This window comes from Actinoplanes sp. NPDC051343, assembly GCF_044455125.1.
Classification (GTDB): Bacteria; Actinomycetota; Actinomycetes; order Mycobacteriales; family Micromonosporaceae; genus Actinoplanes.
Genome location: NZ_JBITEL010000014.1, coordinates 248,704 through 274,262, shown reverse-complemented (window position 1 = coordinate 274,262; position 25,559 = coordinate 248,704). Strand labels below are relative to the sequence as shown.

Genomic DNA, 25,559 nt, shown 5'->3' with positions numbered 1-25,559 from the left:
ACACCACCCCCACTCCACCAAAACCACCCCCCCGCCGCCGCCCCCCCAAAACCACATCTGGCCCAACCCCCCCCCCCCCCCCCCGCGCCCCCCCCCCCCCCGGGGGCCCCCCCCCCCCCCGCCGGTCGCTCACTGCGGGTTGGAGCGGTTGAGGATGTGGATGCCCGCCGCGAACCGCACGAGGTCGCCGTCACTCATCGCGACCCCTCGGCCGACGGTCACCTCGAGCGTGGCCTCCCAGTCGGTGACATCGACGTCGAGCGTGACGCCGCTCCCGTCGTGGGTAAGCGACGCCGGATATGACCCGACCGTCTGGTTCATGTTCACCGCCCCGAGCGGGCGATGCTTGCGCAGCACCACTCTCACCTCACCGGCCGCCGCCCGGAAGTTCATCGTGGACTCGTTGACGGTGTCGGTCACGAAGCCGCCCGGGGTCAGGTCGAGCCGGAACGGCGGCAGGACCGGGACCGGGCTCGCGGTGAGGGCGTCGGCCAGGCCGACGACCTGCTGCTTGACGTACGTGTCGTCGGTCGCGAGGGTGATCCAGCGCCCCGCCGACTCCCGCCAGACGAGCGTGAATTGCTTGGCCGGGCGCACGTCGACCGTACGCAAGGTGCCCGGATGCCCCCGCACCTGCACCGTCGTCTCGGCGGCCGGGCCGGTGAAGGCCGGCGCCGTGCTCGAGACGGTGACCGTGGTGTCGGCGTGGTGCCGCTGCTCGGACGCCTCGAAGAAGCCGATCAGGTCGCCGTCGTGCATCGACGCGACCGGCGCCTTCAGCCCGGCACCCACCGGCAGCGTGTAGGGAAACACCGGCGCGGTCCATCCGGCGACCAGCCGCACGGCCGCGCCGTTCGGGGCCACGCTCTCCGGCGTACGCACCGCCGTCGCCACCACGGCCGGAACGCCGGCCGCCAGCGCCGCGGCGACCCCGGCGAGCGTGGTCGCGATCCGCTGCCGGTGACGCCGGTCGGAGCGGCGGTGCACGGTGGTCAGCAGGCCGTCGTCGGCGGGCGCCCGCTCGGCCGCGTCGCGCATCGTCTCGGCGAGCAGCCGGTCGAGGTCATTCATCGCCGTGCACCCCCTGATCCCCCAGCATCGTCCGCATCCGGGCCAGCGCCCGCGCGGCCTGCGAGCGCACGGTCGACTCACCGCAGCCCAGGTGGGCCGCGATCTCGTCGTCCGGCAGGTCGCAATAGAAGCGCAGCACCAGCACCGCGCGCTGGGCCCGGGGCAGCCCGGCGAGCAGCCGCCACATCTGGTCACGGGCCAGCACCCGCTGTTGCGGCTCGGCCAGGCCGGGCGGCTCCGGCACCTCGGCCAGGATCGCCTCGCCGGCCGACCGGCGACGCCGCCAGGAGACGAACTGCCGCACGATCGCGGTCCGCACGTACGCCTCGGCGTGCTGCATCGCGGTGACCCGGTCCCACCGCCGGTGCATCCGGGCCAGGACCTCCTGCACGAGGTCCTCGGCGAGGTGCCGATCGCCGGAGAGCACGTACGCGAAGCGCAGCAACGCCCACCCCCGGCTCTGCACGAAGTCGTCGAAGCCGGCCGGATCCCCGGCGTCCTCAACGGGCACCGGGGATCCTTCGACAGCGCGGGGGCGGGAGATCAACAGGTCTTGAAGACGTACGAGCCCGAGCCCGGCGCGGTGACGTCGACGTCGCGCAGCACGATCGAGAGCGTGCTGCCGTACGCGTTGCAGGCCTTGGTGAACTTGCTCTGGCTGTACTCGATCACGATCACGTGGTTACCGTACTTCGCCGTGTAGCTCGGGCATTCGTCGTAGTCGGCGCACTGCTCGGCGACCGCGAAGTCGAAGCCGGCCTGCTTGGCGTTGGCGGTGCTCAGGTCGGCGTCGTTCTTCTGGGCCACCGCGAGGCCTTTCCCGTGGGCGTACGCGGTGAGCGACGCCGCGTAGGCGACCGCCTGCGACTCGGTGAGCAGCGACTTGGACCGGGTGTAGGAATCCAGGTTGTCCGGCTCCACGCCCTTGAATCCCTTGCTCGCGCACTGGTCCATCCAGCCGCCGACGATCGTGGTGAGCCCCGCCCGCTTGGCCGCGGTCGAGTAGTCGAGCAGGATCTCGTTCCAGTCCTTGTCGATGACGAGGTTGCCGTTCTTGTCGTGCAGCAGCAGGTCGGGGTGGTTGGTCTTCCACCACGAGGCGGCATCGGGCTGGGCCTGGAACGCGTTGACGTAGCAGATGTTGTAGAGGCCGGAGGCCGCCGCCGCGTCGTGGTCGCGGCTCACCACGGTCACCCCGGCCGGCGGCGTGTAGGCCTCGCCGATCTGGTAGTCGAAGGTCGCGTTGGCCGGCGGCGGCGCCCAGGCCGCGGCGGCCGCTTTCGGCTGATGGTCGGCGCCGGACGAGGGCCGGGTGCCGGCGTCGGCCGACCCGATCCCGACTCCGGCGGCAGCGGTGGCGACGGCCACCACCGCCGCCCCGATCAGGATGCGCTTGCGATACCGCAGGGACGCCATCGATGACTCCTTGAGCGTTGGGGGAAACAACTCCATCCCCTCAACGCGCTGGGCGGCCACGGCTGCTGCCGCCGATTCGACACTTCTTTCGGCTATGTCGCGCTTACCGCCGGTGCACCCGCCGCTGCCCGTTCTCGGCCCGCTCGTGCCCGAAGGTCTGCCGTCCGGGCCATTCTATTGACATCAGCGAATGGGTCGGGCAACACTCCGGTAACACGGAGTGCGGGTTCCCCGACGCGCCTACGTGACTGAAACGATTCAGGCACCACCCCGCTCCGTGCCAACTCTCCCCGAATGGCTAGGTGTTGTGAATGAAACGTTACAAGCATCGACTTCTCGCCGCCGCGTCGTCCCTTCTCACCGCCGGTGCGCTGACCGCGGTCGGCCAGGTCACGCCAGCCGCGGCGGCACCCGCGTACGCGAATGCCTGCGCCGGCGACAACCTGTCGCCGACCTCCCGGACCGTGACCCCGACCGGGGTCTACGCGACCAGCGGAACGGTCGGCAACGCGGCGGCCGTGCTGACCGGCGGCACCACGCGGCTGACCGGAAACGGATCGTCGGTCACCCTCGACTTCCACAAAGACGTCGGCGGCATCATCACGCTGCGATTCGCCGGAGCCAGCGACGGCGGCCAGTCGGTGGGGCTCGCGTTCAGCGAGTCGGCGCAGTTCGTCGGCAACGCCAGTGACGCCTCCAGCGGCGGCGGCCCGGACGGCTCGCTGTTCACCTCGGTGCCGGCCGGCGGCGGCAGCTACACCGTGCCGACCGACAAGCAGCGCGGCGGATTCCGTTACCTCACACTGTTTCTCAACTCGGGCGGATGGGCCGGCATCGACGGCGTCTCGCTGAACTTCACGGCCGCGCCCGGCGCGTCGAATCCGGCCGCCTACCCGAACTACTTCTGCTCCAACGACGACGAACTCAACCGCATCTGGTACGCGGGCGCCTACACGGTGCAGCTCAACACGATCAACCCGAACCAGGGCCGCGTCTGGCCCCCGCCGTCCTCCGGCTGGGAAAACAACGGGGTGGTCGGCGTCGGCTCGGAAGTGCTTGTCGACGGCGCCAAACGGGACCGCTCGGTGTGGCCCGGCGACATGGGCGTCTCGGCCACCACCGCGTACGCGAGCACCGACGACCTGCTCGCCGTACGCAATTCCCTGACCACCATGTACAACGCGCAGCAGTCGAGCGGGGAACTGCCCTTCAGCGGACCCGAATTCAACCTCCTCGGCTCCGACACCTATCACCTGTGGACGCTGATCGGCACCCATACCTATTACCTGGACACCGCCGACAAGGCATGGTTGGACGGGATCTGGAACAAATACCAGAGCGGCGTCAACTTCATCACCGCGAAGATCGACGGCAACCACCTGCTGAACGTGACCGGCACCAACGACTGGGCGCGCGGCGGCCAGGGCGGCGAGAACATCGAGGCCAACGCGCTGCTCTATCGAGCCCTCACCACCGGCGCCCAACTCGCCACGGCCGAGGGCAACGGTTCACTCGCGACGGCGTACAACAACACCGCGGCAAGCGTGAAGACGGCAGTGAACAATCTGCTCTGGAACGCGTCGGCCGGGGCGTACAAGGACAACCCGAGCAGTGGGACCTATCCGCAGGACGGCAACTCGCTCGCCGTCTGGTACGGCCTCGCGTCGAGCGCCCAGGCCACCTCGGTGATGACCCGGTTGCGCGGCAACTGGAACAGCCTGGGCGCGCAGGCACCCGAGTTCAGCAACAAGATCTCGCCGTTCGCCGGCTCGCTGGAGTTGTACGCCCACTTCACCGCCGGCGACGACGTCAACGCACTCAACCTGATCCGGGACGAGTGGGGCTACATGCTCGACTCGCCGCTCGGCACCGCGAGCACCTTCTGGGAGGGGTACGCCAACGACGGGACGCTCAACGCGTACTCGCCGTCGTTCACCAGCCTCGCCCACGGCTGGTCGACCGGTCCGACCGGCGCTCTGACCACGTCCGTGCTCGGCATCTCCCCCACCGCGCCGGGCGGGGTCGCGTATCAGGTGGTGCCGCACCCGGGCGACCTGACCCACGTCGAGGGCTCACTCAACGGGGTGCACGTCAGCTACGACCACGACACGGCGGGTGACTTCACCATGCTCGTCGATTCGTCGGCCAAGACCGGATCGAGCGGCGTGGTCGCGGTGCCGACCTGGGGCCGGAACCGCACCGTCACGGTCAACGGGCAGGTCGCCTGGAACGGGACGACGTTCACCGGGGCGAGCGGCATCGCGAGCGCGGACACCGACGGCCAGTACGTCTACTTCCGCGGGGTCGCGCCGGGTAACTACACGGTCGGGTACACCGCGTCGGGGGCGGCACCGGCCATCGCGTACCGGTCACTGCCCGGAAGCTGGTCGCGCTGCGCGACCGAGAACGGGGTGTGCTCGGTCAGCGGCCCCTCGGTGGTGGCCTACGGCACCGGCACGCGATTCAACTACCTGTCCTCGAGCAGCAACGTCCGCTGCGACAACACCGCCTTCGGCGACCCGTCCCCCAACGTCGCGAAATGGTGTTACACCGCTTCCCCGACCGGGCCCCAATGCGCCGCCGAGAACGGGACCTGCGCCTTCAGCGGCCTGATGACCGTCGCCTACGGAGCCAACGGCAGCTACAAGTTCGCGACGCTGGGCAGTGGCGGCACCGCCTGCACGAACGCGGTCTTCGGCGACCCGATCGCCAACACGGCCAAGGCCTGCTACCTGCTGTCGCCGCCGCCGACCTTCGCCTCGTGGACGGCGTGCGCGGCCGAGAACGGCACGTGTTCGTTCTCGGGCACGCACGAGGTGGCGTTCGGGGCGAACGGCCGGTATTCGTTCGGTAGCTTCACCGGCAGCACGCCGTGCACGAACGCGGTGTTCGGTGATCCGGTCTCCGGGCAGGTCAAGGCCTGCTACGTGCAGTAGAGGTTCAGCTCCGGTTCCATCTCTGATCGGCACCGCCGGTACACGTCCAGATCTCCAGGGGCGTGTCATCGGCGGTGCCGTGGGCGGTGGCGTCCAGGCACTTGCCGGAGGCGACGCCGACCACCGTGCCGTCGGAGCCGACGACCCACTGCTGGCCACCCGCGCCCGTACAGTCGTTGATGTCGACGCCGGTGCCGTCGACGGTGCCGCCGCCGATCGTCTCCAGGCACTTGCTGTCGTAGACGCTGAGCTGGTTGGTGTTGGTCGACGTCCAGGTCTGGTTGCCGCCGCCGTTGCAGTCCCAGAGCGCCGGCCGGGTGCCGTTGGTCTGGCTCGCGGCCGGCACGTCGACGCACCGCCCGGATTCCACGCCGCGCAGCGGGGCGGCGACCGGTCCGCGGTCCCATTGCTGGTTCGCGCCGCCGTTGCAGTCCCACAGTTCCAGCGCGGTGCCGTTGGCCGTGCCCTGCCCGGTCGCGTCGAGGCAGCGGCCGGAGCCGGCGTTGACAACGCTGCCGGCGGCACCGATCGTCCACTGCTGTGCCGCCGTTCCGTTGCAGGTCAGGATCTGCACGACGGTGCCGGCGTCGAGGCACTTCGTGCCGTAAACCTGAAGCTGCCGGGCCGGCGTGAGCGTCCAGCTCTGATTGCCGCCGCCGTTGCAGTCCCACAACTCGACCGCGGTGTTGTCGGCCTGGCTCGCGCCCGGCACGTCGACGCAGCGGCCGGACTGCCGGCCCTTCAGGATCCCGCCCAGGTTGCCGGGGCTGTTCGCGGTGACCGACAGGTTGTCGAACTGGTCGGTCTGGTAGCCGGCCACGCCGAGACCGACCTGGCCGCTGATGTAGGAGGTGTCCACCACCGATCCGAGCGTGGCACCGTCGACGGTCGCGGTGATCCGGTTGCCGGAGAAGGCGAGCGCCAGCCGGTGCCACGAGTTGAGGCCGAGGGCGGCGCGGCTGCCCGAGGCGAGCGTGGTGAGCACGCCGGCGCTGGTGTTCCTGGCGATCGACCACGTCCCGCTGTCGGCGATCCGCAGCTGGTAGGCCGCCTGATGGCTCTGCGGCCGGTTCTGCGTACCGGCCCGGCCGAGCACGGTGACCGTGCCGGACTGCTGCATGTCGGCGTCGACCGCGACCGTGTAGTCGGTCCAGGTGGTGTCGCCGACCAGCCCGTACGCGTCCGAGTCGTCCTGCCACTCGATCGGCTTGACCGGCGCGACCTGCTGCAGGCACTGGCCGCTGTGGCCGCTCGCGCACGGCCGGGCCTCGTACGCACCCTGCATGTCGGCGAAGTAGCGCGCCTCGGCGCCGGTCGCATAGCCGTCGAAGTTGTCGGTGTACGGCAACGGCAGCGCCGCGGCGGCCGGCCCGGCGGCGCTACCCCGGCCCTGACCGGTGGTGGTGGTCAGCGTGTAGACGTAGCCCGGCAGCACCGAAAGCGAGTAGGCCCCGCCGGCCGGTGTGATGTCCTGCGTGTGGGTCATCGCGCCGCCGGAGTTCACCGCGGTCGCCCAGACGTGCACGACGCCGGTCGACAGTCCGTTGCGGACCGACACGTTGACGGTCTGGGCCGCGCTCGCCGTGGTCGTCTCGATGACGGTGGAGTAGTCGCTCGTCGAGTTCGACTTCAGCGTCACGAACCCGCCGTTCGGCTCGGCGCCGCCCAGATAGCCCGACCCGGCATCGACGAACTTCCAGCCCGGCTGGGCGAACTGCGTGACCTGAGCGGTCGCCCACGTGCTCACGCCGATCCGGTAACTGCCCGACCAGGGCTGCGGCGCGGTCGACATGCCGTCGGTGCCGTAGGGCAGATTCGGGTAGAGGGCCGCGAGCAACGGCCAGTTCAGGTACGCGGTCATCTTCGCGTCGACGTAGCCGCGGACGATCGAGCGGATCAACGCGGGCGCCCCCGAGTCCATGTCCTGCGATCCGTTCTCGCTCGCCCACAACGGTTTCCCGCTGTTCTGCGCCGTCGTCGTGCTGGAGCAGCTGTCCGCGTTCCCGCCGTCCCCGCCCGCGCACGGGTAGTGGGCGCCGATGATCTGCACCGCGTTGTTGAATGCCGCGTTGCCCGCCATGTCGTCGGCGACTGCCCAGCCGCTGTCGTCACCGACGATCTGCACGGCGCCATAGCCGGCCGAGTTCAGCGCCGACCGCAACTGGATGTACCAGTTCACGTCGTGGCCCCGCTCGTTCCAGCCGCCGAGATAACTGATCGTCAGGCCGTGCTGTCTCGCGCAGCCCAGCCAGGCGATCAGATAGTTGATCGTGTCGGTCGACCAGAACCCGCCGCTGATCCAGCCCGGCGCGGCCCACGCCAGGCCGTACAGTTTGATGTTCGGATTGCGGGCCTTGGCCTGTTCCATCAGCCAGAACTCGTAGCCCGCGTTGCAGTTGACGGTGCCGCGGGTGTGCTCGATGGACGGCTCGGCTCCGTCGGTCGAGTTGGCGTCGCCGCCGATCTCGGCCTTGAGGATCTGCAGGTTCGCACCGTAGCCGGGCTTGAACAGGTAGTCGAGGAGCTGGCCGCGTTGGGGCTCCGGATAGTCCACCAGCAGCCGGGAGTTGCCCCCGCCACCGCTGATCGCGCCGACGCCGTCGAACGTCCGGCCACCGCCGCTCCCGTCGACTGCGATCGTCGTGCCGGTGGCCGCGCGGGCCGGAACCGCATATGCCATGGTGGCGGCGAGGAGAGCGACGGCGACCGTCGCGAGGCGCCTGGTCACGTTCATCCGTGAATCCAACGTCGCCGCGAGCCGCCGTCGCCAGGGCCCTTGGACAAGTCGTGCGTCATCGGTCACCGTCGATGCACGAACACGCCCGGCTGAAGGCGTCACCGGCCGAGGGTCTTGAGGCGGGCGCGGACCTCTTCCGCCTCGGCGTCGCGGCGCTGCGCCTGGTACAGCGCCAGCGCCTCGTCCCATCGCGCGCGGGCGTTGTCGGGGTCGCCGGCGTCGGCGTGGACGCGGCCGCATTCGTCCAGGCTGATGGCGAGTTGCTGGGTGTAACCCAGTTCCCGCCACAACGCCGCGGACGAGTCGTAACAGCGGATCGCCTCGGCGAACTGGCCGCGGTGATGTGCGATGTAGCCGAGGGTGTCGAGCGTGTTGCCCTCGCCGTCGCGGTCCTCGTGCAGCCGGCACTGGCTCAGCGCGATCTCGCAGTGCGCCTGGGCCTCCGAGTAGCGCTCGAGCCGCGCCAGGTACCAGCCGACGGTGTTGTGCGCGTCCGCCTGCCAGGCCGGGTTGTCGAGCCGCCCGACGATCTCCATGGTCCGGACGGCGTAGTCGAGCGCCGCCGGGAAGTCGCCCATCTGCTCGCTCGTCATCGCGAGATCACGGTGGAGCACGGCCTGGCCCGCCTCGTCCCCGGCCTGTTCGAACATCGCGAGCGCGGTGGTGAGGTGCTGCATCGACATGGCGTGCTCGCCGATCGCCCCGTGGGCGGCTCCCGCGTATCGGCGGGCCAGCGCACGCGTCGCGCGGTCGCCCAGCCGGTCGGCGGCCGCGATGCCGTGCCGCCACAACTCCAGCACGTCGTGGTTGCGGCCGGTACGGCTGAGGTACGTGTTCAGCACCCAGGCGAGCTGCCACACGGCGGTGTCCCAGCCGAGGTCGACGGCAGTCTCCTGCACCGCCACCATGCACTCGTGCTCCGCACCGAACCAGGTCATCGCGGCGGCGTTGTCGGCCAAGGGGTACGGGTGCTCGGGAGCGGCCGGGGCCGAGTCGAGCGGCACCCGGTACGGCTCGAGGAGCCGGTCGGCGGTGAACCCGGTGTGCAGGTAGAAGCCGATCAGCCGGCGCAGCGCGGCGGCCCGGTCCGGGCCCGGCGGCGCGAGCTTGGTGCTCGCGTAGAGCCGCAGCAGGTCGTGCATCCGGTAGCGGCCGGCGGAGTGCTGCTGCACCAGTGACACGCGTTCCAGGACGCGCAGCACCGCCACGGCGCGGGACCGGGTGAGCCCGCACAGCGCCGCGGCCGCCGCCGCGTCGATGTCCGGGCCGGGCGCCAGGCCGAGCCGGCCGAACGCCTCGGCCTGCTCCGGGTCCAGCGCCGCGATCGACCAGGAGATCACTCCGGCCAGGCTGGCGTACGGGTCGCCGTCGTCCAGCGCGTCCACCCGTCCGGCCTCGTCGCGGAGTTCGTCGGCCCACGTCGACAACGGCAGTTCCGGATGCATGGTGGCGCGTGCGGCGACGATACTCAGCGCGACCGGCAGCCCGGCGCACCGGGCGATCAGTTCGCTCACCGGGCCGGGTTCGGCCGTCAGCCGCGCCTCACCCAGGCGGCGGGCCAGCAGGTCGCGTGCCGCCTGCTGGGACAACGCGAGCAGCGGCACCGTGTGCGCGCCGTGCGCCCCGACCAGGCCGGTCAGCCGGTCCCGGCTGGTGACCAGCACCGTGGCCGGAGCGGCGCCGGGAAGCAGCGGCACGACCTGTTCGGTGTCGCGGGCGTTGTCCAGCACGATCAGCACCCGCTTGTCGGCGACCACGCTGCGGTACCGCGCGGTCAGCGCGTCCAGTCCGGTCGGCACGGCGTCGGCTGCCACGCCGAGCGCTTCGAGGAAGGCCCGGAGCACGCCGTCTGCCGGGGCGGCCTGGCCGCCGGGGTCGAACCCGCGCAGGTCGACGAACAGCTGGCCGTCCGGGAACCGGTCGGCGAACGCGTGCGCCCACTGCAGCGCGAGCCAGGTCTTGCCGATGCCCCCGGGACCGCTGATCGCCATGGTCAGCCCGGAGGCACCCGCTTGTTCGTACGCGTCGACGAGTTCGGCGTACTCGCGGGCCCGGCCGACGAAGAACCTCGGGGCGGCGGGCAGCTGCCGAGGCACCTGGATCGCCGGGCCGGGCGCGCTGAGCCCCGGATCCGCGTTGAGAATCCGCCGGTGCAGTTCCCGCAAGGTGTGCCCTGGGTCCACGCCGAGTTCGTCGGCCAGCGCCGCGCGGAGGACCTCGTAGCGGTGCAACGCCTCGTGCTGCCGGCCGCTGCGGACCAGCGCGAGCAGGAGTTGGCCGGCCATCCGCTCGTCCAGCGGATGCTCGTGCGCCGCGGCCGACAGCTCGGGCAGCAGTTCCTCATGTCCGCCGAGGACCAGGCGCGCGTCGTACTGATCCAGGCGTGCGGCCAGATGCTCGCCCTCGAGCACGGCGCGCATGCGGGCGAACCACGGGGTGTCCACGATGGTCAGCGCGGGGCCGGTCCACAGCGACAGCGCCTCGGTGAGGATCGAGCACCTCGCCGCGGTGTCGTCGGCCTCGCCGGCCTCTCTGACCAGGCGGCGGAAGCGGTGCAGGTCCACCGTGTCGGGATCGGTCCGCAGGACGTACCCGTGCGAGCTCCGGGTGATGGCGACGCCCGGGACCTCCGCGAGCGAGGTGCGGAGCCGGGACAGGTAGGTGTAGAGCGCCTGGTGCGGCCGCCGGGGCGGGTGGTCGCCCCACACCCGGTCGGCGAGGACGTCGAGTGGCACCGCGGTGTTGACCTCGACCAGCAGCGTGGTGAGGATGCCGAGCTGTTGACGGTGCGCGATCACGACCGGTATGTCGTCCACGACGACCCGAACGTCCCCGAGCACACAGAATCGCAGCACAACGTCCCCCGCCTGGACCGGCCGACCTCTCGCGCACTATATCGATGTGCGCAAAACTGCTGCGAGGCCGGCCGGAGCGGGCAGGGGTCAGGACATGGCCCGGCCGTGGCCGTCCTTCAGCCAGTACTTGCCGTCGTCGGCGCGGTAATAGCCGCCCTGGTTGGGGTGATCCCAGGTGGGTTCGGAGGGATCACGCCGGCCGTTGGCACCCTTGGGGGTGCCGTTGCCGAGGTTGGTCCGCTGGGTCACCCACGAGTACGGAGAGAACTTCTCGTCGTTCCAGTTGCAGAGCACGCACGGCACGATCGCTTTGCGGGGCTTCGCGAGAACCGCGCCGACGGCACTGCACGGGTAGGAGCCGGCGCCGACCGTGGCCACACCGACCCGATAGCAGTCGTTGCCCCGGTCGGTGAGGCTGGGCCAATATTCCGGGCCCATCGCGGTGACCGCGGCGGTCAACCGGTCGTATTCCGCCCGGTTCACCTCATGGTCGTTCGCGTGTTTCACTCCCACGCCGACCGAAGCACCACCGTCGTTCTCGTGTTCCGTGCGCTTGGCCTCCTGCTCCGCACGCTCCTGTTCGGTCATCTCGTCCCGGTCGGGGTAGCCCATCCCCTTGATCGCGCCGGGGACCGCCTGGGAGACACCGACGAGATCGCTGGCTTTCGAGCCGGTCTCCAGCCAGGACTTCGCGTTGCCGGAGACCCGCAGGGCCTTGGCACCCAGGCCGAGCCATTTCCCTACGCCGAAGGTGGCCAGGCCCACGAGGTCGAGGGCCACGGTATCCGGGTGATGTTCGGTCGCCGCGTAAGTCATGTCGATGATGGTCGCGCCGAACGCCACCCAGCCGAGGGGGCCGCACGCCAGCGACAGCACACCCGCGCCCAGCGCGACCCAGGGGGCGGCCTTGCCGAGGACGTCCCAGAAGCTGCGGCCGGTGGGGTCGACGTTCGTTATCGGGTTGTTGTCGGCGTAGGCGTACCCCTGCATCTGCTGGGGATCGTTGGTGTTCAGCTCCGGATCCACCGACAGGAACCGGCCGGTCGCCGGGTCGTAGGAGCGGGCACCGAGCTGCACGAGGCCGGTGGACGGATCGTTGGTCCCACCGACGAAACCCTTCTCGCCCGGGAACGCCGACGCCGTACCGCGCGGGCCGCCGAACGGCGTCTGCTGCCGCCGGACGACCTTCAAAGTGGCACCGTCGACGGCGAGCTGGGCGGTGCCCTGGTGATCGTCGGCGAGCCACGTCAGGCCGGACGAGTCGCGCATCGCCACGGTCTGGTCGCCGTAGGCGTAATACCTTGTACCGCTGAGCGCCCGGGTCGCCTTGTCCAGCCGGAGTTCCTCCCCGCCGAGGTAGAGGGTGGTGCCGCTGGGATCACGACGGATCAGCCGCGACCCGTCGGCGCCGTAGACGAACTCGGTGGATCGGCCGCCCTCGGTGACCTTGGCCAGGTTGCCCTCGGCGTCCCAGTCGAGCACCTGACCGGCCCGTTTGACGGTGTTCCCGGCGTCGTCGTAGGCGTACCCGTCGGTCTTGCCGATGCCGGGCCCGGTCGTCGAGACCGAGGTGAGCTGGTGCGCGTGCGGCCGGTCGTCCCCGGGATAGGTGGACGTCTGAACGGTGTCACCGCCGGCCGCGTGACTGGTCCCGGTCAGCCGATTGCCGACCGGGTCGTAGGTGAACGACTGCCAGTACGGCGCCGTCCCGCCCAGCCCGGCGACCGCCGGTGCGGCCGTGCAGCCGTTCGCCGGCGTCCACGCCTCGGTCAGGCGGCGCAGGTAGTCGTAGCGGAAACACTGGGTGTCGGACTGGTCGGGCGCCTGCTCGGAGACCGAGGTGAGGTTGCCCGAGGCGTCATAGGCGTAGTGGACGTCGGACTGCATCGGCCGGGACGTCTCGGTGTCGACGATCGACCGGGTGGGGAACCGCGTGTTGGTGTCGTAGAGCCTCGACAGCCATACGCGCTTGCCCGGGTCGCCGAGCTGCGTCTGCTCGACCTCCCCGTACCGGGTGTACGAGGTGTCGGTGACGTAGTCGGTCGTCCGGCCGCCGAAACCGCCGTACGCGGTCGTCGGCTGACCGAGGTCGTTGTAGGTGTACGCGAGGGTCTCCGCAGGCAGATCCGGCAGCGCGGCGTAGGTCATGCCTTTGGTGTTCCCGCTGTCCTTGTACGACAGCAGGCTCGTGTACGTCCCGGCGAGCTCGGGCTCGGTGGGTGTCGCCGGGACGGTCACCGTGTTGCCGAGCGGCTTGTCGAGCTGGTTGTAGCCGACCACGGCCGACTTGTAGGCGTAGCCGTCCACGTAGCGGGTGGACGTGGCGGGCAGGCCCTTGCCGAACGGTGCCGTGTCATAGGTCCACTCGGTCAGCGTGTCGGTTCCGGTGGTCACCCGGGTCGGGCGGCCCAGGTCGTCGTACGAGTAGGTCAGCGTCTTCTCCCGGGCGTCCGTCCGGTTGACCAGCTCGCCGGCCTCGTTGTACGTCATCGTCGAGGTGCCCATGTCGGGGTTCTCGTCGACACGCTCGCGGCCGTGCAGGTCGAACGTGTGCCGCCAGACCTGGCCGACCGGGTCGGTGATCGACTCGATCTGCCCGGCCGGGGTGTAGGTGTACTTCGTCGAGTCGTAGTCCCCGCCGGCCGTCCGGCCGTGGTACTGCCGCTGTTCGACGGTATGTCCGCGGGCGTCCGTGATGGTCGTCGTCACCGGGGAGCCGTTGGCGGGAAATATGGTCGTCCGGTCGCCGTCGTACTGGAAGGTGGACCTCCACAGATCGGTGATGCCGCCCTTGAGCGTGATCGCCTTCTGCCGACCGGCGCCGTCGAACTCGGTGTAGGTCCACTTCGGCACGTCGGCGTCGGCGGCGATCCAGATCTTGTCGTCGACGGGCGTGTCGGTGTAATACGGCGACGTCGCCTTGTACGGGCGGCCCTGCGAGTCGTACCGGGTGTCGGTGATGAGGCGGCCCCCGTCCTTGGCCGGGTCCTGCTTCTGCCGCAGCCTCAGCAGACCGTCGTAGATGGCCTCGCTGCTGGTGTAGGTGCCGTTCGGACCGAGGGTGGTCGTCGTGACGACCGTCGGCGCGTCGTTGTGATAGTCGTAGGCGTAGTAGACGTTGCCCCGGTTGGTGCCGTTGCGCGCCCGGTTGGGCTGCCACACCTCGGTCTTGCGTCCCAGCGCGTCGTACGCGGTCTCGGTCTTACGGCTGTTGGCGTCGACGGACATCGTGGGCTGACCGTAGGAGGGGTCGATCGTGGTCGTCGTGGCGAGATGCATCGGGTCACTGACCACGGTCCCGGTCACCGGGCCGGCGTGGTCCGCGTCGGGCGTGTAGGCCGTCGTCGTCGTCCGGCCCTTGGCGTCCGATGCGGAGGTCGGCCGGCCGTACGCGTCGTAGGCCGCCGTGGACACCAGGGTGGTGACCGGGTCGGCCCCGGTCCAGCGGTCGAGTTCCTCGGTCCGGGTGACGTTGCCCTCGACCGGCGGCGCCTTCAGCGGCTGGCTGTCGTAGAGGTACCGGTTGGCGGCGATCGCGTCGTCGGGGAACTTCGGCGTGGCCGTGCACGCCACCGCGGTCGTCCGCTTCTCGTAGGGCAGGGCGATGATCCACCGGTCGGTGTTGCGGGCGTAGTAGGTGGTCGTGCACTTGTCGTCCCCGGCGGTCGAGGTGTCGCCGAGGTCGTTGGTCCTGGTCGGCAGACCGCGATCGTCGTAACCCTGCTCGGTGCGGGTCGTCCGCCATCCGCCCGCCGCCAGGGCGGTGTAGTCGACCTCGGTGCCGGGTCGCACGATGTACGCCGCCCGGCCGGCCCGGGTCGCCGTCGGGCCCTGCACGTACGGAGTCTGGATCGTCTTCGACACGACCCGGTCCGTGTCACCGTCGTGGACCTGGTTCTCGAACGACACCCCGGCCAGCCACCGGTCGTCCTTGCGGACGCCGCCGGCGGAGTCCTCCACCGTCACCGATCGGGTGCCGCTCGGCTGCTTGTCGCCGTCCATGCCCCGGTAGAACCGCTGCTCGGTCATGGAGACCGGGCCCGCCGGGTCGTCGGCCTTGCCGTGCCGGAGGCGGACCCGGCTGTAGCCGCGGAACACGTTCCAGTTGCGGTGATCGTCTTTGGTGATCTCGGAGTCGTCGTACGCCCACGCGGCGCCGTCCAGGTACTCGTAGTCGGCCTGGTCCTCGATCGTGGATCCGAGCCGGTCGGTCTGGGTGACCCGCGACACGACGTACTTCTGGAAGTAGTCGACCTGCTCGTTGCTGTCCTTCTTCGCCCACTTCATCGGGAAGCACCGCAGCGTGTTGGACTGCGGGTCGGCGGGCAGCGTCCCGGGCGTGCAGTCCGGCGGGGCGTACGTCACCGACGTCACGCCGCCGGTCTCCGAGACCACGGCGGTGATCCGGTACCGCAGCAGCGGGCCGATGCCGTCCGGCTTCAGCACCCGGTTGGCGAACTTGTCGCCCTCGAACGTCACCGGCGGCAACGTCACCGGCGTCCCGGTGAGGCCGGTGTGGGTGATGCTCTTCAGCCACAGCGCCGGTTTCTCGCCGTCGCCGTTGACGGGAAACTCCTGGGCCAGACCCCACGACTCGACGTCGCGGTAGCCGCCGTCGGCGCCTCGCACCTGCGTGGTGATCTTGTCGAGCCGCTTGGTCGACCAGAACGTCGGCGAGGAGTGCCCGGCACACGTCGCGGTGTCGCACTTGTCGTCCCACGGCACGTCCGGCCAGTTGTCCTTCTTCGACGTGGTGCAGTCGCTGCCCGGCACGCACCGGTCCGCGGTGTTGAACAGGACCTTCCCGGTGGCCGGCAGGCCGGTGCCGGCGCGCATGCCGTACTCGACGGACTTCATGGTGCCGCCGCGGACGTACGACACGGCGTCGTTGCGGCCGCCCATGCCGTACGCGTTGGACTCGGCACTGTAGTTGTAGAGGATCTGGTTGCCGTTCCGGTCGATCACCTGGTCGAGGTTCCAGCGCCACGCCTGAACGCAGTGCGAGGCGGCGAAACCACCGGTGGAGTGGCACGGTTCGGCGCTGTCGTCGCCGTACACCGGGACGGTCCAGGTGGACGACGCGTCCGGCCGGGAGCCGAACAGGTACTGGGTTCCGTCCGGCGTGGTGATCTTCCAGTACTCGCCGTTGTCATCGCCGTTGGCGACGCCCGCGGTCCCGTCCACCCGCTGGATGCGTGCGCCGTCGTCACCCCTGGTCCGCCATTCGCCGGTGCTGTCGTCGCGGATCAGCTCGCCGCCGGACCCGCCGTACGTGGCGACCGCGTTGTCACTGCGCCAGCACAGGTCGCCGGTGGTTTTCGGCGGGGCGGTGCCGCCCATGGTGTCGTCCGCGCAGGGGATGTACGAGCGTTCGATGAAGCCGGCCGACAGGTCCCAGCCGTCACCGATCCACGACGCCTGGTTGTTGGTCGCGCTGGTGCGGCCGTCCACGCTGGACGAGCTGTAGGACAGGCCCAGCTTGGGGTCGAGTCCGCCCGGCGACGGCGGCACCCGCAGCGGGTAGGACCACGTGAAGTCGCCGGTCTGCGGTGAGACCGTCCACGTCGCCGACGGCGCGAGCGAGGTGGCCCGGTCCGTGCCGCCGCCGTCCACCTGCGTCGTGCTCGCACGCTGGTCGCCGTGCAACGCGTTGGACGTCGCCGGGTCGGCCGGCCGGGGGCCGCCCATCTTCTGCTGACTCACCGCCACGGCCGGCACCACCGGCAGGGTCACCGACGGCTCCCCGGCCCAGGCCGGGGTGCCGGTCACCGCGGTCACCATCGACGCGACCACGATCGTGGGGAGCACCACCGCGATGCCCCTGCGGAATCTCCGGTTCATGATCCGAACACCGCCGTCGTCGCCGGCACGTCAGTGAGGACGTAGCCGAGTTGCCGGTCGACCACGGCGCCCTCGCATCCGGAGTCCACCGAGACGAAGCTTTCCCGGCCGGCGCGGCACCGGTAGATCGGCCGGTTCGGCGCGCTCGGCGCGGTCGGCCACAGGGTGCCGACCACGTTGACCACCGTCCTGCCCTCGCAGGCGGCATCGGTGGAGGCGAACAGGTCCTGGCCGTCGCGGCAGCTCATCAGCGGCTGGGTGCCCGCCGGGGAGGTCAGGCCCACGAGGCCGGCGGCGCTCTCGGTGTAGTACGACGCCGGCGACCCGTCGACGGTGGTGAAGTGGTCGATGCCGGGATCGACGTAGCGGACCAGCGTCCCGTAGGCCACCGTGTAACCCAGCAGGCTCTGCGGTGTCGCGCCCTCGCAATCACTCATCCGCGACTCGAAGCGGTCCACGCCGGCGTCGCACTCGTACACCGGGATCGTCGGGATGTTGGTGGGCTGCACCGTGTACACCAATCCGATGTCCGCCATCTTCGTCTTCCCCTCACAGGTGCTGTCCGTCGAGGTGAACGCGTCGGTCCCGGCCTGACAGGCGTAGATTTCCCGGGTGTCCGGTCCGCTCGCGGCCAGCCGGCCGAGCGTGCCCTCGAAGTGGTAACCGGGCCGGACCACGTCGGTCCGGCCGGTGTAGTGGTCGCCGGCCGTGTTCACGAACCGGCCCAGCTGGCCGCCCTGCGGCGTGGCCCAGCGGCCGCGCTGCGCGATCGTCGGCTCGGTCGCAACACCCTCGCCGATCCGGACCCCGTCGATGCCGCCCGGGAAGAACTCGCCGGAGACACCGTTCGCCCGGCCCCGGCCGATCACGACCTTCCCACCGGCCGGCCACAACACCGCGCCGGCCCGTGTGCCGACCAGCTGCCCGTCCACGTACAGGCGTAGCTGCCGCGCCGGGTAGTCGTAGACGCCGGTCAGGTGCGTCCACTCGTTGAGCCGGGGCGGTTGCACCGACATCGCGTACACCAGCGGCGACCCGTCGGCGTCACTGCTCGCGGCGCCGAACACCCATCGGTTCAGCTCCGGGCGGTACTGCAACGCGTAGCCGCTCATCCGGTCGCCGTCCTGGCTCATCACCGTCGCGACCCGGTCGGCGCGGGTCAGCCGCGCCCAGGCGGACACCGTGAAGCTGTCCCGCATGGGCAGGCCGGACGGGGTCGTGGCGTACCCGGTGGAGCCGTCGAGCTGCATCGCCTGGCCGCCGGCGACCGGACCGAACGTGACGCCGCCGGTGGTCGTCGCGTCGTACCCGCGCCAGGAGGAGTCCCGGGCGGTGCCGTCGTCGAACCGGTAGTAGCCCAGGTCGGCGTCGACCACGTCGTCGTGGACGCGCCGGACCTCGCCGTCGCCGAGCGCCTTGCCGTACACCCGGACCTCGTCCACGACGCCGTCGAGGAACGCCGACGCGGCGCCGTTCCACCTCGCGCGTCCGACCGACATCGGGCCGCCGGCGGGCACGATCGTGGTGCCGACCTGGACACCGGAGAGCATGCCGTTCACGTACAGCCGCAGTTGGTGCAGGTCCGCGTCGTACGCCATGGCCAGATGCGTCCACTGGCCGGCGACTGCGGTCTCGGTGGAGTTGAGAATGGCCACCTGCTGGCCCGGGTTGTCGGCGTCCACCACCGGCGCGAGGGCCATCCACCGCTTCGTGGCGCCGTTGTAGCCGAGGGAGAACGCGCTCAGGCGACTACCGTCCTGGGCAATCACCGCCTGGTTGTTGCTGTCCGCGGCGAGCAGGTACACCCAGCCGGCGACGCTGAAGCTCCGCGTCGTGTCCACGACCGGGCCGGGTGCCTCGGCGTACCCGGACCGGCCGTCCAGCCGCACCGCGGCCGGACCGTCACGGCCACCGATCCACGACGTCGTGCCCTTCAGCGCGGCGTTGAGGCCCCGGCTGCTCGAGTCGGCCGCGATCGTGCCGCCGTTGTCGTCGAACCGCCACTGCGCCCGGTCCGCCTTCGGCATCGTGGCCGATCCCTGGGCGGCGGCGTAGCTGTCGAACAGGGCCGACACCCGGTCCTTGTCCAGCACGCCGCTGTAGAGCCGGACGTCGTCGACCGAGCCGGGCCAGAACTCCGCGGCGGCACCGGCGACCCGGCCCCGGCCGACGGCCAGTCCGCCGTACGGCGCCTTCGGCTGCCACCCGTTCAGGACCGTGCCGTCGCCGACCCGGGTCCCGTCGACGTACAGCCAGATTTTCCGGGCTGCCGGGTCGTACACCCCGACGAGGTGCGTCCAGGCACCGGCCCCGACGTCGGACGACCGCACCGAGACGGCGGCCTGCGTGACCGGCGCGCCGTCGGTGTCCGACTCCGGCATCTCGAAAATCCACACGCCGAGCTGGTTGTCCCCGCCGTCCTTGACGTGGCCCAGCCGGAACTTGCTGGTCCGGGCTCCGTCGATGCTGACCGCGTCGTACTGGCAGCCCTCCGGCTGGGCGGCCAGGTCGCAGCTCCTGGCCAGCTGCACCCACGCCGACACCGTGAACGCCTGGTCGGTCCGGATGTCCACGCCGGTGGTGGTGACCGCGTCACCCGGCTTCGCCGTCGCGACCGCGTTGCCGACCCGGCCCGCGGTGAACGCCGCGCCGCCGACCAGGGTCCCCGCTCGCGCGCCGACGGCATCGGCCGCGTTGACGCCGCTCGACTCGTCGAACTGGTATTCGTGGGCCAGCGTCAGGTCCCGGCCCGACATCGTCTGGATCTCCGCGACGAACAGTGCCCGGCCGTAGACCGAGACGTCGTCGACCGCTCCCGTGTAGTACTCCAGCGGGCCGCCGTTACCCTTCGCGCGGCCGACCTGCAGCCCGCCGGACGGGTTCCAGGACTGGGTGTGTGCGGCCGTCGCGGCCAGCACGCCGTTGACGTACAGCTGGATCTGGTGCGCACTGCCGTCGTACACGGCGACCAGGTGCGCCCACTGTCCCACCTGGACACTGCCGCCGGACGCGGTGTCCCACTTCGCCGAGGCCGAGTCGGCGCTCGGCATCGTGAACGCCCACGTGCCGTCGTCCCGGGCCTGGAGCTTGAACCCGCTGACCGTGTTCCCGTCCTCGGACACCACGGTCTGTGTCACCTTCGCCTTGTCGGCCTTCGCCCAGGCGGCCACCGAGAAGCCACGGTCGGCGTCGACCACGTGCGGCGCGCTGACCCCCGACTGGGCCGCCGCGTCCAGCCGGACGGCCAGATCCGACGAGGTCGGCATGCTGGACTGGCCCGCGGTGTAGGTGACGCCGTTCACCGCGTTCGCGGTCACACCGCGCGGCGACGAGTCGACGACGCTGCCGTCGAACTTCCACTTGACCAGCGCGACGGAGTCTCCGCCGACGATGCCGCGGATCTCGTCCTCGGACAGCACCCGGTTGTACGCGCGTACCTCGTCCACCGCACCCTTCCACCAGTTGCCGACCTGGCCGTTGTCCTTGTTCCGGCCGACGATCAGCGGGCCGAGGGCGTTGAACCCACCGTTGTGGACCGTCGTGCCGGCGAGCACACCGTTGACGTAGATCCGGATCTTCCCGGCCGCCGCGTCGTACACCGCGGCCAGGTGCGTCCACTCCCCCACCTTGGCGACCGACGCGCTGTGGACCGCCGAGTCGGTGTTACGGGTGGCTGTGTCGGCACCGAAGGTGTAGAACTCCCACCGGGCGCCCCCGGGATCGTTGCGGTAGCCCAGCACGAACGCGCTGTTCACGTCGCCGTCCTGGGCCAGGAGCGTGGAGATGCCGTTGCTGTCCGGTGGCGCCTGGTCCAGCCGCGCCCACACCGCCACCGAGAAGCTCTGGTCGGTGCGCACCACCGGTCCGTCGGTGCGCACCAGGTCGTTCGGGTTGTCCAGCTGGACCGCGCCGTTGACCGCGCCGTTGGCGACGAAATGCGCACCGCCCTGCAGCACCGCCTTGCCGCCGCCGGGCACCGCGTTCTCCGCGGTCGTGCCGCCGCCGTCGTCGAACTTCCAGTTGCCGACCTGGACGTTGTCGCGGTTCACCGCGGACTGGATCTCGGCGTCGCCCAGGACCCGGTCGTAGATCTTGACCTCGTCGACCGCGCCGTGCAGGAAGTCGACGTCCGGGTGCGAGTCCCACATCGTCCGGCCGATCCGCACCGGCCCGGTGGAATTCTCCGGCGGGACGGTCTTCGTGACCTTGCCCGCGAGTTCTCCGTTCACGTACAGCCGAAGCTGGTTGGCGGGCGCGTCGTACAAGCCGGTCAGTTGCGTCCACGTGTTGGTCTGCGCGGTCGCCGACGACCACACCAGGTCGGCCGCGCCCTGGGTGGCGTTCGGATCGGCCATGGCGAACACCCAGCGGCCGCCGTTCTCCGCCCGGTACCAGAGGTCGAACCCGGCGAACGTGGTGCCGTCCTGGCTGACGATCGCCTGCGCGCCCGCACCCGGGACGATCTTGGCCCAGGCCGACACGCTGAAGCTGATGTCGGTCCGCACGGTGTTGGAGGTGGTGGCGTAACCGGTGCCGTCCAGCGTGAGCGCCGATCCGACCGCGCCCGGCGCGAAGCTCGTGCCGCCGGTCGTCGTGCCGTCGCGGTCTCCCAGGTACGCGCTGTCCTGCGCGTTGCCCTCGAACGAGTACTGCGCCAGCGGGCCGCTGCCCGGCCGCACGTAGAAGTGCAGCGTCGCGCTGCTGCTGAGGTTCCCGGCCCGGTCGACGCTGCGTACGTACAGCGTGCGGGGGTTGTCACCGGGTGGCGTCAGGGTCACGGTGGCCTTGCCGCCCAGCGCGTCCGCGTCGACCGGAGTCGTCGGCGGGTCGCTCCAGCCGTACACGAAGTGGTCGATGTCGGCGACCCCGGCCGAGTCGAACGTGAACGTCCCCGGCACGCCGACGCCGCCGTGCCACCGGTCGTCGGCCTGATAGAGCCCCGGGGTGATGTTCGGGGGCACTGTCACCGGTGTCCGGTCCACCACGAACGACGCGCCGGCCTGGCCGGGACCGGTGTCCCACCCGTCGCTGCCGTTCACCGTCCAGCCGACGGTCTGGCCGTTGCGGTTCCGCAGATCCACGTCGGTGCTGAAGATGTTGCCCTGGGGCAGCGCTGGGCCGTCGTGATGCTCGGTGGCGCCGCCGGTGACGTCCCAGTGCGCGGTCAACTGGTCGGCACCGTCCGGGTCGGTCAGCCGGCCCTTGAGCCGGATGAAGTCGTCGCTCACGTACGCCTTGCCGGCACACCACTTGCACACCTTCAGGCCCGGCTCGGTGCTCAACTCGGTCGGCGCGTTCGGCCGGGTGTTGTAGTTGACGCGGATCCGGGCGGAGGCGGGGTCGTACTTGCGCCACGCCGTGTCGAAGCCCTCGTCGGCGGCCTTGATGTAGTACGCCGACCAGCTGCTCGGGCTGTAGTAGCCGCCGATGTTGAACGAGACGCCCTTGTACCCGGCGCACCCGTCGTACACCGCGGGAATCGACTGGCGGTTGACGAACGTGCTGCCCGGCTGCGAGTTCCAGCTGAGATTCTGGTCGAAGGTGCGGTTGGCGATCCACAGCTCGTTGTCGGCGGCGTTGCAACTCGGGCTGTAGACGCTGGTGATGTCGAAGGTGATGGTGCGGACGCTCTTGCCGTCCAGGAAGCTGGTGTCGAACTGCCAGTAGGTGCGGGCGACACCGATGCCGTTGCAGTAGGCGAAATCGCAGCGGCCCACCTTGGCCCAGTTGGTCCCGTCCTGCTCGGTGTCGACCCCGCCGTAGAAGTACTTGTTGCCGGGCTTCCCGGAGAACACCTTGGCCCAGTCGCTGCGGTCGAACGTGTGCCAGTCCGGGTCGATGGTCATCGGGAAGACGGCCGCCCGGTCGGTCAGCAACTTACGGTCCGGCACGAGCGTCAGCGACGTCTTGCCCAGCTCCAGCCGGACCGGCGCGGTTCGCTTCTTCGTCGCGTCCCACATGACCGCGGGCGGAGTGTCGTAGACGACTTTGCCGGCCGCGTCCCTGGCCACCAGCGCGCCGCCGTGTACCGACAGTTTCAGGCCCGAAGCCTTGATCCCCAGCCTGATCCGGGACAGCGCGGGGTTGCGCGCCGCCGCCGCGGACTTGACGACGATGTGCTGGGTCACGCTGTTCGCCGACGCGGTCATCGTCAGGTCGACGCCGGGCAGCACCTCCCGGTACGTCGCGGTGGCGCCGTCGAGCACCGGCGCCGGGAGCCGGCCCGGCCAGGTGACCGCGATCGGGCCGTACGTCAGCAGCGGCTCGGCGTCCCCGCCGCCGGAAAGCGTCGTGCCGGTGGTGACCGCCCTCGGGCGGACCGCCCGGTCGGCGGTGAACGCCAGCCCGGGGTCGACGGGCACCCAGGAGTCACCGCGCTTGATCTGCATCGGCTCGGCGGCCAGCTCGGCCCGCATCGTGCCGTCCGGCTGTGCGGTCACCTTCCGCGTCGGCGTCTCCTGCGACGTCACCTCCACCGCTTCGTGTTGCCGGCGTGCGGCGGCCATCGCGACGTTCGCGTTCGCGCTCCGAACGATCCGGGCCACCGCCGCGGCCGGCGGACCACCCCCCACATCACGCACGACCACGACAACGGCCGCGATCCCCAGTAGAACTACGACAAGCGCAAGCAGTCTTCTTCGCCCCGGCATTGCAGTCCTCCGACCTCGAGCCAGCTACCGGCCGAAGTACAGCGACGCCACCTTTCACGGTTCTTACACGGGCCCGCACGTACCCCTAAATCCGGCAAATCGCCGAGGATTCCTACGGCTCAGCTGCGGAGGCTCAGCTCCGGAGGTACGCCAGCACGGCGAGCACCCGCCGGTGACCGTCGGTCGTGGCCGGCAGGTCGAGCTTGCTGAAGATGTTGCCGATGTGCTTGTTGACCGACGCGTCCGTGATGTGCAGCCGCTTGCCGACCGTGTCGTTGGAGCGGCCCTCCGCCATCAGCGCGAGGACCTCGAGCTCGCGGGGCGTCAGCCGTGCTCGCGGATCGGGGCGCCGGCTGATCAGCTGGCGGACCACCTCGGAGTCGACGATGGTCTGTCCCGCCGCGACCTGTTCCACCGCGGCGTTGAACTCGACGACCGCGCCGACCCGGTCCTTCAGGAGGTAGCCGACGCCCACGCCGTCATCGGAGTCGAGCAGCTGCGCCGCGTACGACTGGTCCACGTACTGGCTGAGGACCAGTACGGGCAGGCCGGGGAAGGACCGGCGCAGGCGTACGGCGGCCCGCAGCCCGTCGTTGGCGTTGCCCGGCGGCATCCGTACGTCGGTGATGATCATGTCCGGACGCCGGGCCTGGACCGCCTCCACCAACGCGTCGGCATCCGCCACCGCATCGACGACCTGGTGCCCGAATCGGCCGAGGATGCTCACCAGGCCCTCCCGGAGGAGGGTGGAGTCCTCGGCGAGGGTCACCCGAAGGGACATGGGATCTCCATCAGTACGAGAGTCGGACCACCCGGTGGACTGGACACCCGCATGCGCCCGTCGAGCACGGCCAGCCGGTCCGCCAGCCCGGTCAGGCCGGTGCCGCCGGCAGCGTCCGCGCCGCCCACGCCATTGTCCCTGACCTCGAGGACGAGGATGTCGGCATGGTGCCGCCCGACCAGCTCGACCCGGGTGGCGCGGCTGTGTTTCGCCACGTTGGCCAGTGCCTCGACGACGGCGTAGTAGGCGGCCGTCTCGACCGGCCGCGGCAGCCGGCCGTTGAGCCGCAGATCGAGCGAGACCGGCACCGGGAACCGGCTGACCGCCTCCTCGATCGCGGCCACCAGCCCGTTGTCGCTGAGCACCTGCGGATTCAGGCCGCGGACCAGATGGCGCAGATCGGCCAATGTCAGGGCGAGCTGTTCCTGCGCCGACTCGATGTCACGATGGAGCGTGGAGCCCTCGGGTACGTCCAGGTTCATCAGACCCAGCGTGACGCTGAGCGAGACGAGTCGTTGCTGCGCGCCGTCGTGGAGGTCACGCTCGATGCGGGCCCGTTCGGCCTCGAACGCGTCGAGCAGCCGCGCCCGCGACTCGCTGATCTCCTTCAGGTCGGGGTCGACCTCGGCGTCCCGCGGCGCGAGAATGATCCGGCACAGCGTCGCACGGGCACCCGCCCAGGCGGTGAGCGAATAGGGCGCGGCGAGCAGCAGCAGCACGCCCAGCACGGCCCAGGGCCATGCGGCCGGATCGTCGACCGGCGCGCCGATGCACTGCGCCGGCACCAGGAAGGCCAGGCCCAGCACGGCCACGTCGATCCACCACAGCGCGGTCAGCGAGATCATCATCAGGATCAGCTCGCGCCAGGTCGCCGACTCCCGGAGCCGGGTGCGCAACCAGGCGCGCGGCCCCGGCTGCTCCGGTGGCCGGTGCGGGTCCTGGATGCCGTCCAGGTCGACCAGCCGCAACCGCCAGCGCTCCAGCCGGGCGAACGGCAGTCCCATCAGCGCGGCGGCCACCAGCAGCGCAGCACCGACCACCACGACGACGCCGAGGATCCCGGCCGTGACCGCCACCACGAACAGGCACATGGTCACGGCGCCGGCAAGCACGCCCGAGATCAGGTAGAGGAGGGCCCGCCAGGGCCAGGCCGAGCGGAGGAACCCGACCGGCTGCAGGGCCATCGCCTGCCAGGCGGTCCGGCCGTACATCTCGCCGCTGCTTCGCACCCCGCCACGGTAGGCCGTGGCCCGGTCCCGGCGCGGTAGTGCG

General features: G+C 70.6%; 10 protein-coding genes. 1 reads left to right on the top strand and 9 read right to left on the bottom strand.

Annotation, left to right across the window (positions count from 1 at the left end; all coding sequences use genetic code 11):
* Positions 1–129: 129 nt before the first annotated feature.
* Genes ACIA5C_RS38200 through ACIA5C_RS38190 form a run of 3 tightly spaced genes read right to left on the bottom strand, consistent with a single transcriptional unit; the run spans position 130 to position 2,487 of the window.
* Positions 130–1,071 carry a hypothetical protein gene (locus ACIA5C_RS38200; protein ID WP_396063999.1) on the bottom strand — a complete coding sequence of 314 codons (942 nt, stop codon included), beginning with the start codon at positions 1,069–1,071 and terminating at the stop codon, positions 130–132.
* Positions 1,064–1,582 carry a SigE family RNA polymerase sigma factor gene (locus ACIA5C_RS38195; RefSeq protein ID WP_396063997.1) on the bottom strand — a complete coding sequence of 173 codons (519 nt, stop codon included), beginning with the start codon at positions 1,580–1,582 and terminating at the stop codon, positions 1,064–1,066. The genes ACIA5C_RS38200 and ACIA5C_RS38195 overlap by 8 nt, the downstream gene beginning before the upstream one ends.
* Positions 1,583–1,614: 32 nt before the next feature.
* Positions 1,615–2,487, bottom strand: coding sequence for an endo alpha-1,4 polygalactosaminidase (locus ACIA5C_RS38190; protein ID WP_396063995.1), 873 nt, complete (start codon positions 2,485–2,487; stop codon positions 1,615–1,617).
* Between the two features lie 311 nt (positions 2,488–2,798).
* On the opposite strand from ACIA5C_RS38190, the gene ACIA5C_RS38185 reads away from it, so the two are divergent.
* A complete protein-coding gene (locus tag ACIA5C_RS38185) occupies positions 2,799–5,423 on the top strand; it encodes a trehalase family glycosidase (protein ID WP_396063992.1) in 2,625 nt (874 codons plus the stop codon).
* Positions 5,424–5,427: 4 nt separating this feature from the next.
* Here the strand turns inward: ACIA5C_RS38185 and ACIA5C_RS38180 are convergent, their stop codons facing one another.
* From ACIA5C_RS38180 to ACIA5C_RS38155, 6 genes are all read right to left on the bottom strand, one after another.
* Positions 5,428–8,157, bottom strand: coding sequence for a ricin-type beta-trefoil lectin domain protein (locus ACIA5C_RS38180; RefSeq protein ID WP_396063990.1), 2,730 nt, complete (start codon positions 8,155–8,157; stop codon positions 5,428–5,430).
* Positions 8,158–8,258: 101 nt separating this feature from the next.
* Positions 8,259–10,976 (bottom strand): BTAD domain-containing putative transcriptional regulator, encoded by a 2,718-nt coding sequence (locus tag ACIA5C_RS38175; protein WP_396063988.1) that lies wholly within the window; start codon positions 10,974–10,976, stop codon positions 8,259–8,261.
* A 126-nt stretch (positions 10,977–11,102) separates the two neighbouring features.
* Positions 11,103–16,856 carry an RHS repeat-associated core domain-containing protein gene (locus tag ACIA5C_RS38170; RefSeq protein ID WP_396063986.1) on the bottom strand — a complete coding sequence of 1,918 codons (5,754 nt, stop codon included), beginning with the start codon at positions 16,854–16,856 and terminating at the stop codon, positions 11,103–11,105.
* Positions 16,853–23,437 (bottom strand): LamG domain-containing protein, encoded by a 6,585-nt coding sequence (locus ACIA5C_RS38165; protein ID WP_396063984.1) that lies wholly within the window; start codon positions 23,435–23,437, stop codon positions 16,853–16,855. The genes ACIA5C_RS38170 and ACIA5C_RS38165 overlap by 4 nt, the downstream gene beginning before the upstream one ends.
* 202 nt (positions 23,438–23,639) lie before the next feature.
* Positions 23,640–24,275 carry a response regulator gene (locus ACIA5C_RS38160; RefSeq protein WP_396064085.1) on the bottom strand — a complete coding sequence of 212 codons (636 nt, stop codon included), beginning with the start codon at positions 24,273–24,275 and terminating at the stop codon, positions 23,640–23,642.
* Positions 24,272–25,516, bottom strand: a complete 1,245-nt coding sequence (locus tag ACIA5C_RS38155) for a sensor histidine kinase (protein WP_396063982.1) — start codon at positions 25,514–25,516, stop codon at positions 24,272–24,274. Before ACIA5C_RS38155 ends, ACIA5C_RS38160 begins: the two co-directional genes overlap by 4 nt.
* Positions 25,517–25,559: the final 43 nt, after the last annotated feature.

Excerpts from the sequence above, each read along its gene's own strand:
- ACIA5C_RS38185 (WP_396063992.1), top strand. The coding sequence starts at position 2,799 with ATGAAACGTTACAAGCATCGACTTCTCGCCGCCGCGTCGTCCCTTCTC.
- ACIA5C_RS38200 (WP_396063999.1), bottom strand. The coding sequence starts at position 1,071 with ATGAATGACCTCGACCGGCTGCTCGCCGAGACGATGCGCGACGCGGCC.
- ACIA5C_RS38170 (WP_396063986.1), bottom strand. The coding sequence starts at position 16,856 with ATGAACCGGAGATTCCGCAGGGGCATCGCGGTGGTGCTCCCCACGATC.
- ACIA5C_RS38180 (WP_396063990.1), bottom strand. The coding sequence starts at position 8,157 with ATGAACGTGACCAGGCGCCTCGCGACGGTCGCCGTCGCTCTCCTCGCC.
- ACIA5C_RS38190 (WP_396063995.1), bottom strand. The coding sequence starts at position 2,487 with ATGGCGTCCCTGCGGTATCGCAAGCGCATCCTGATCGGGGCGGCGGTG.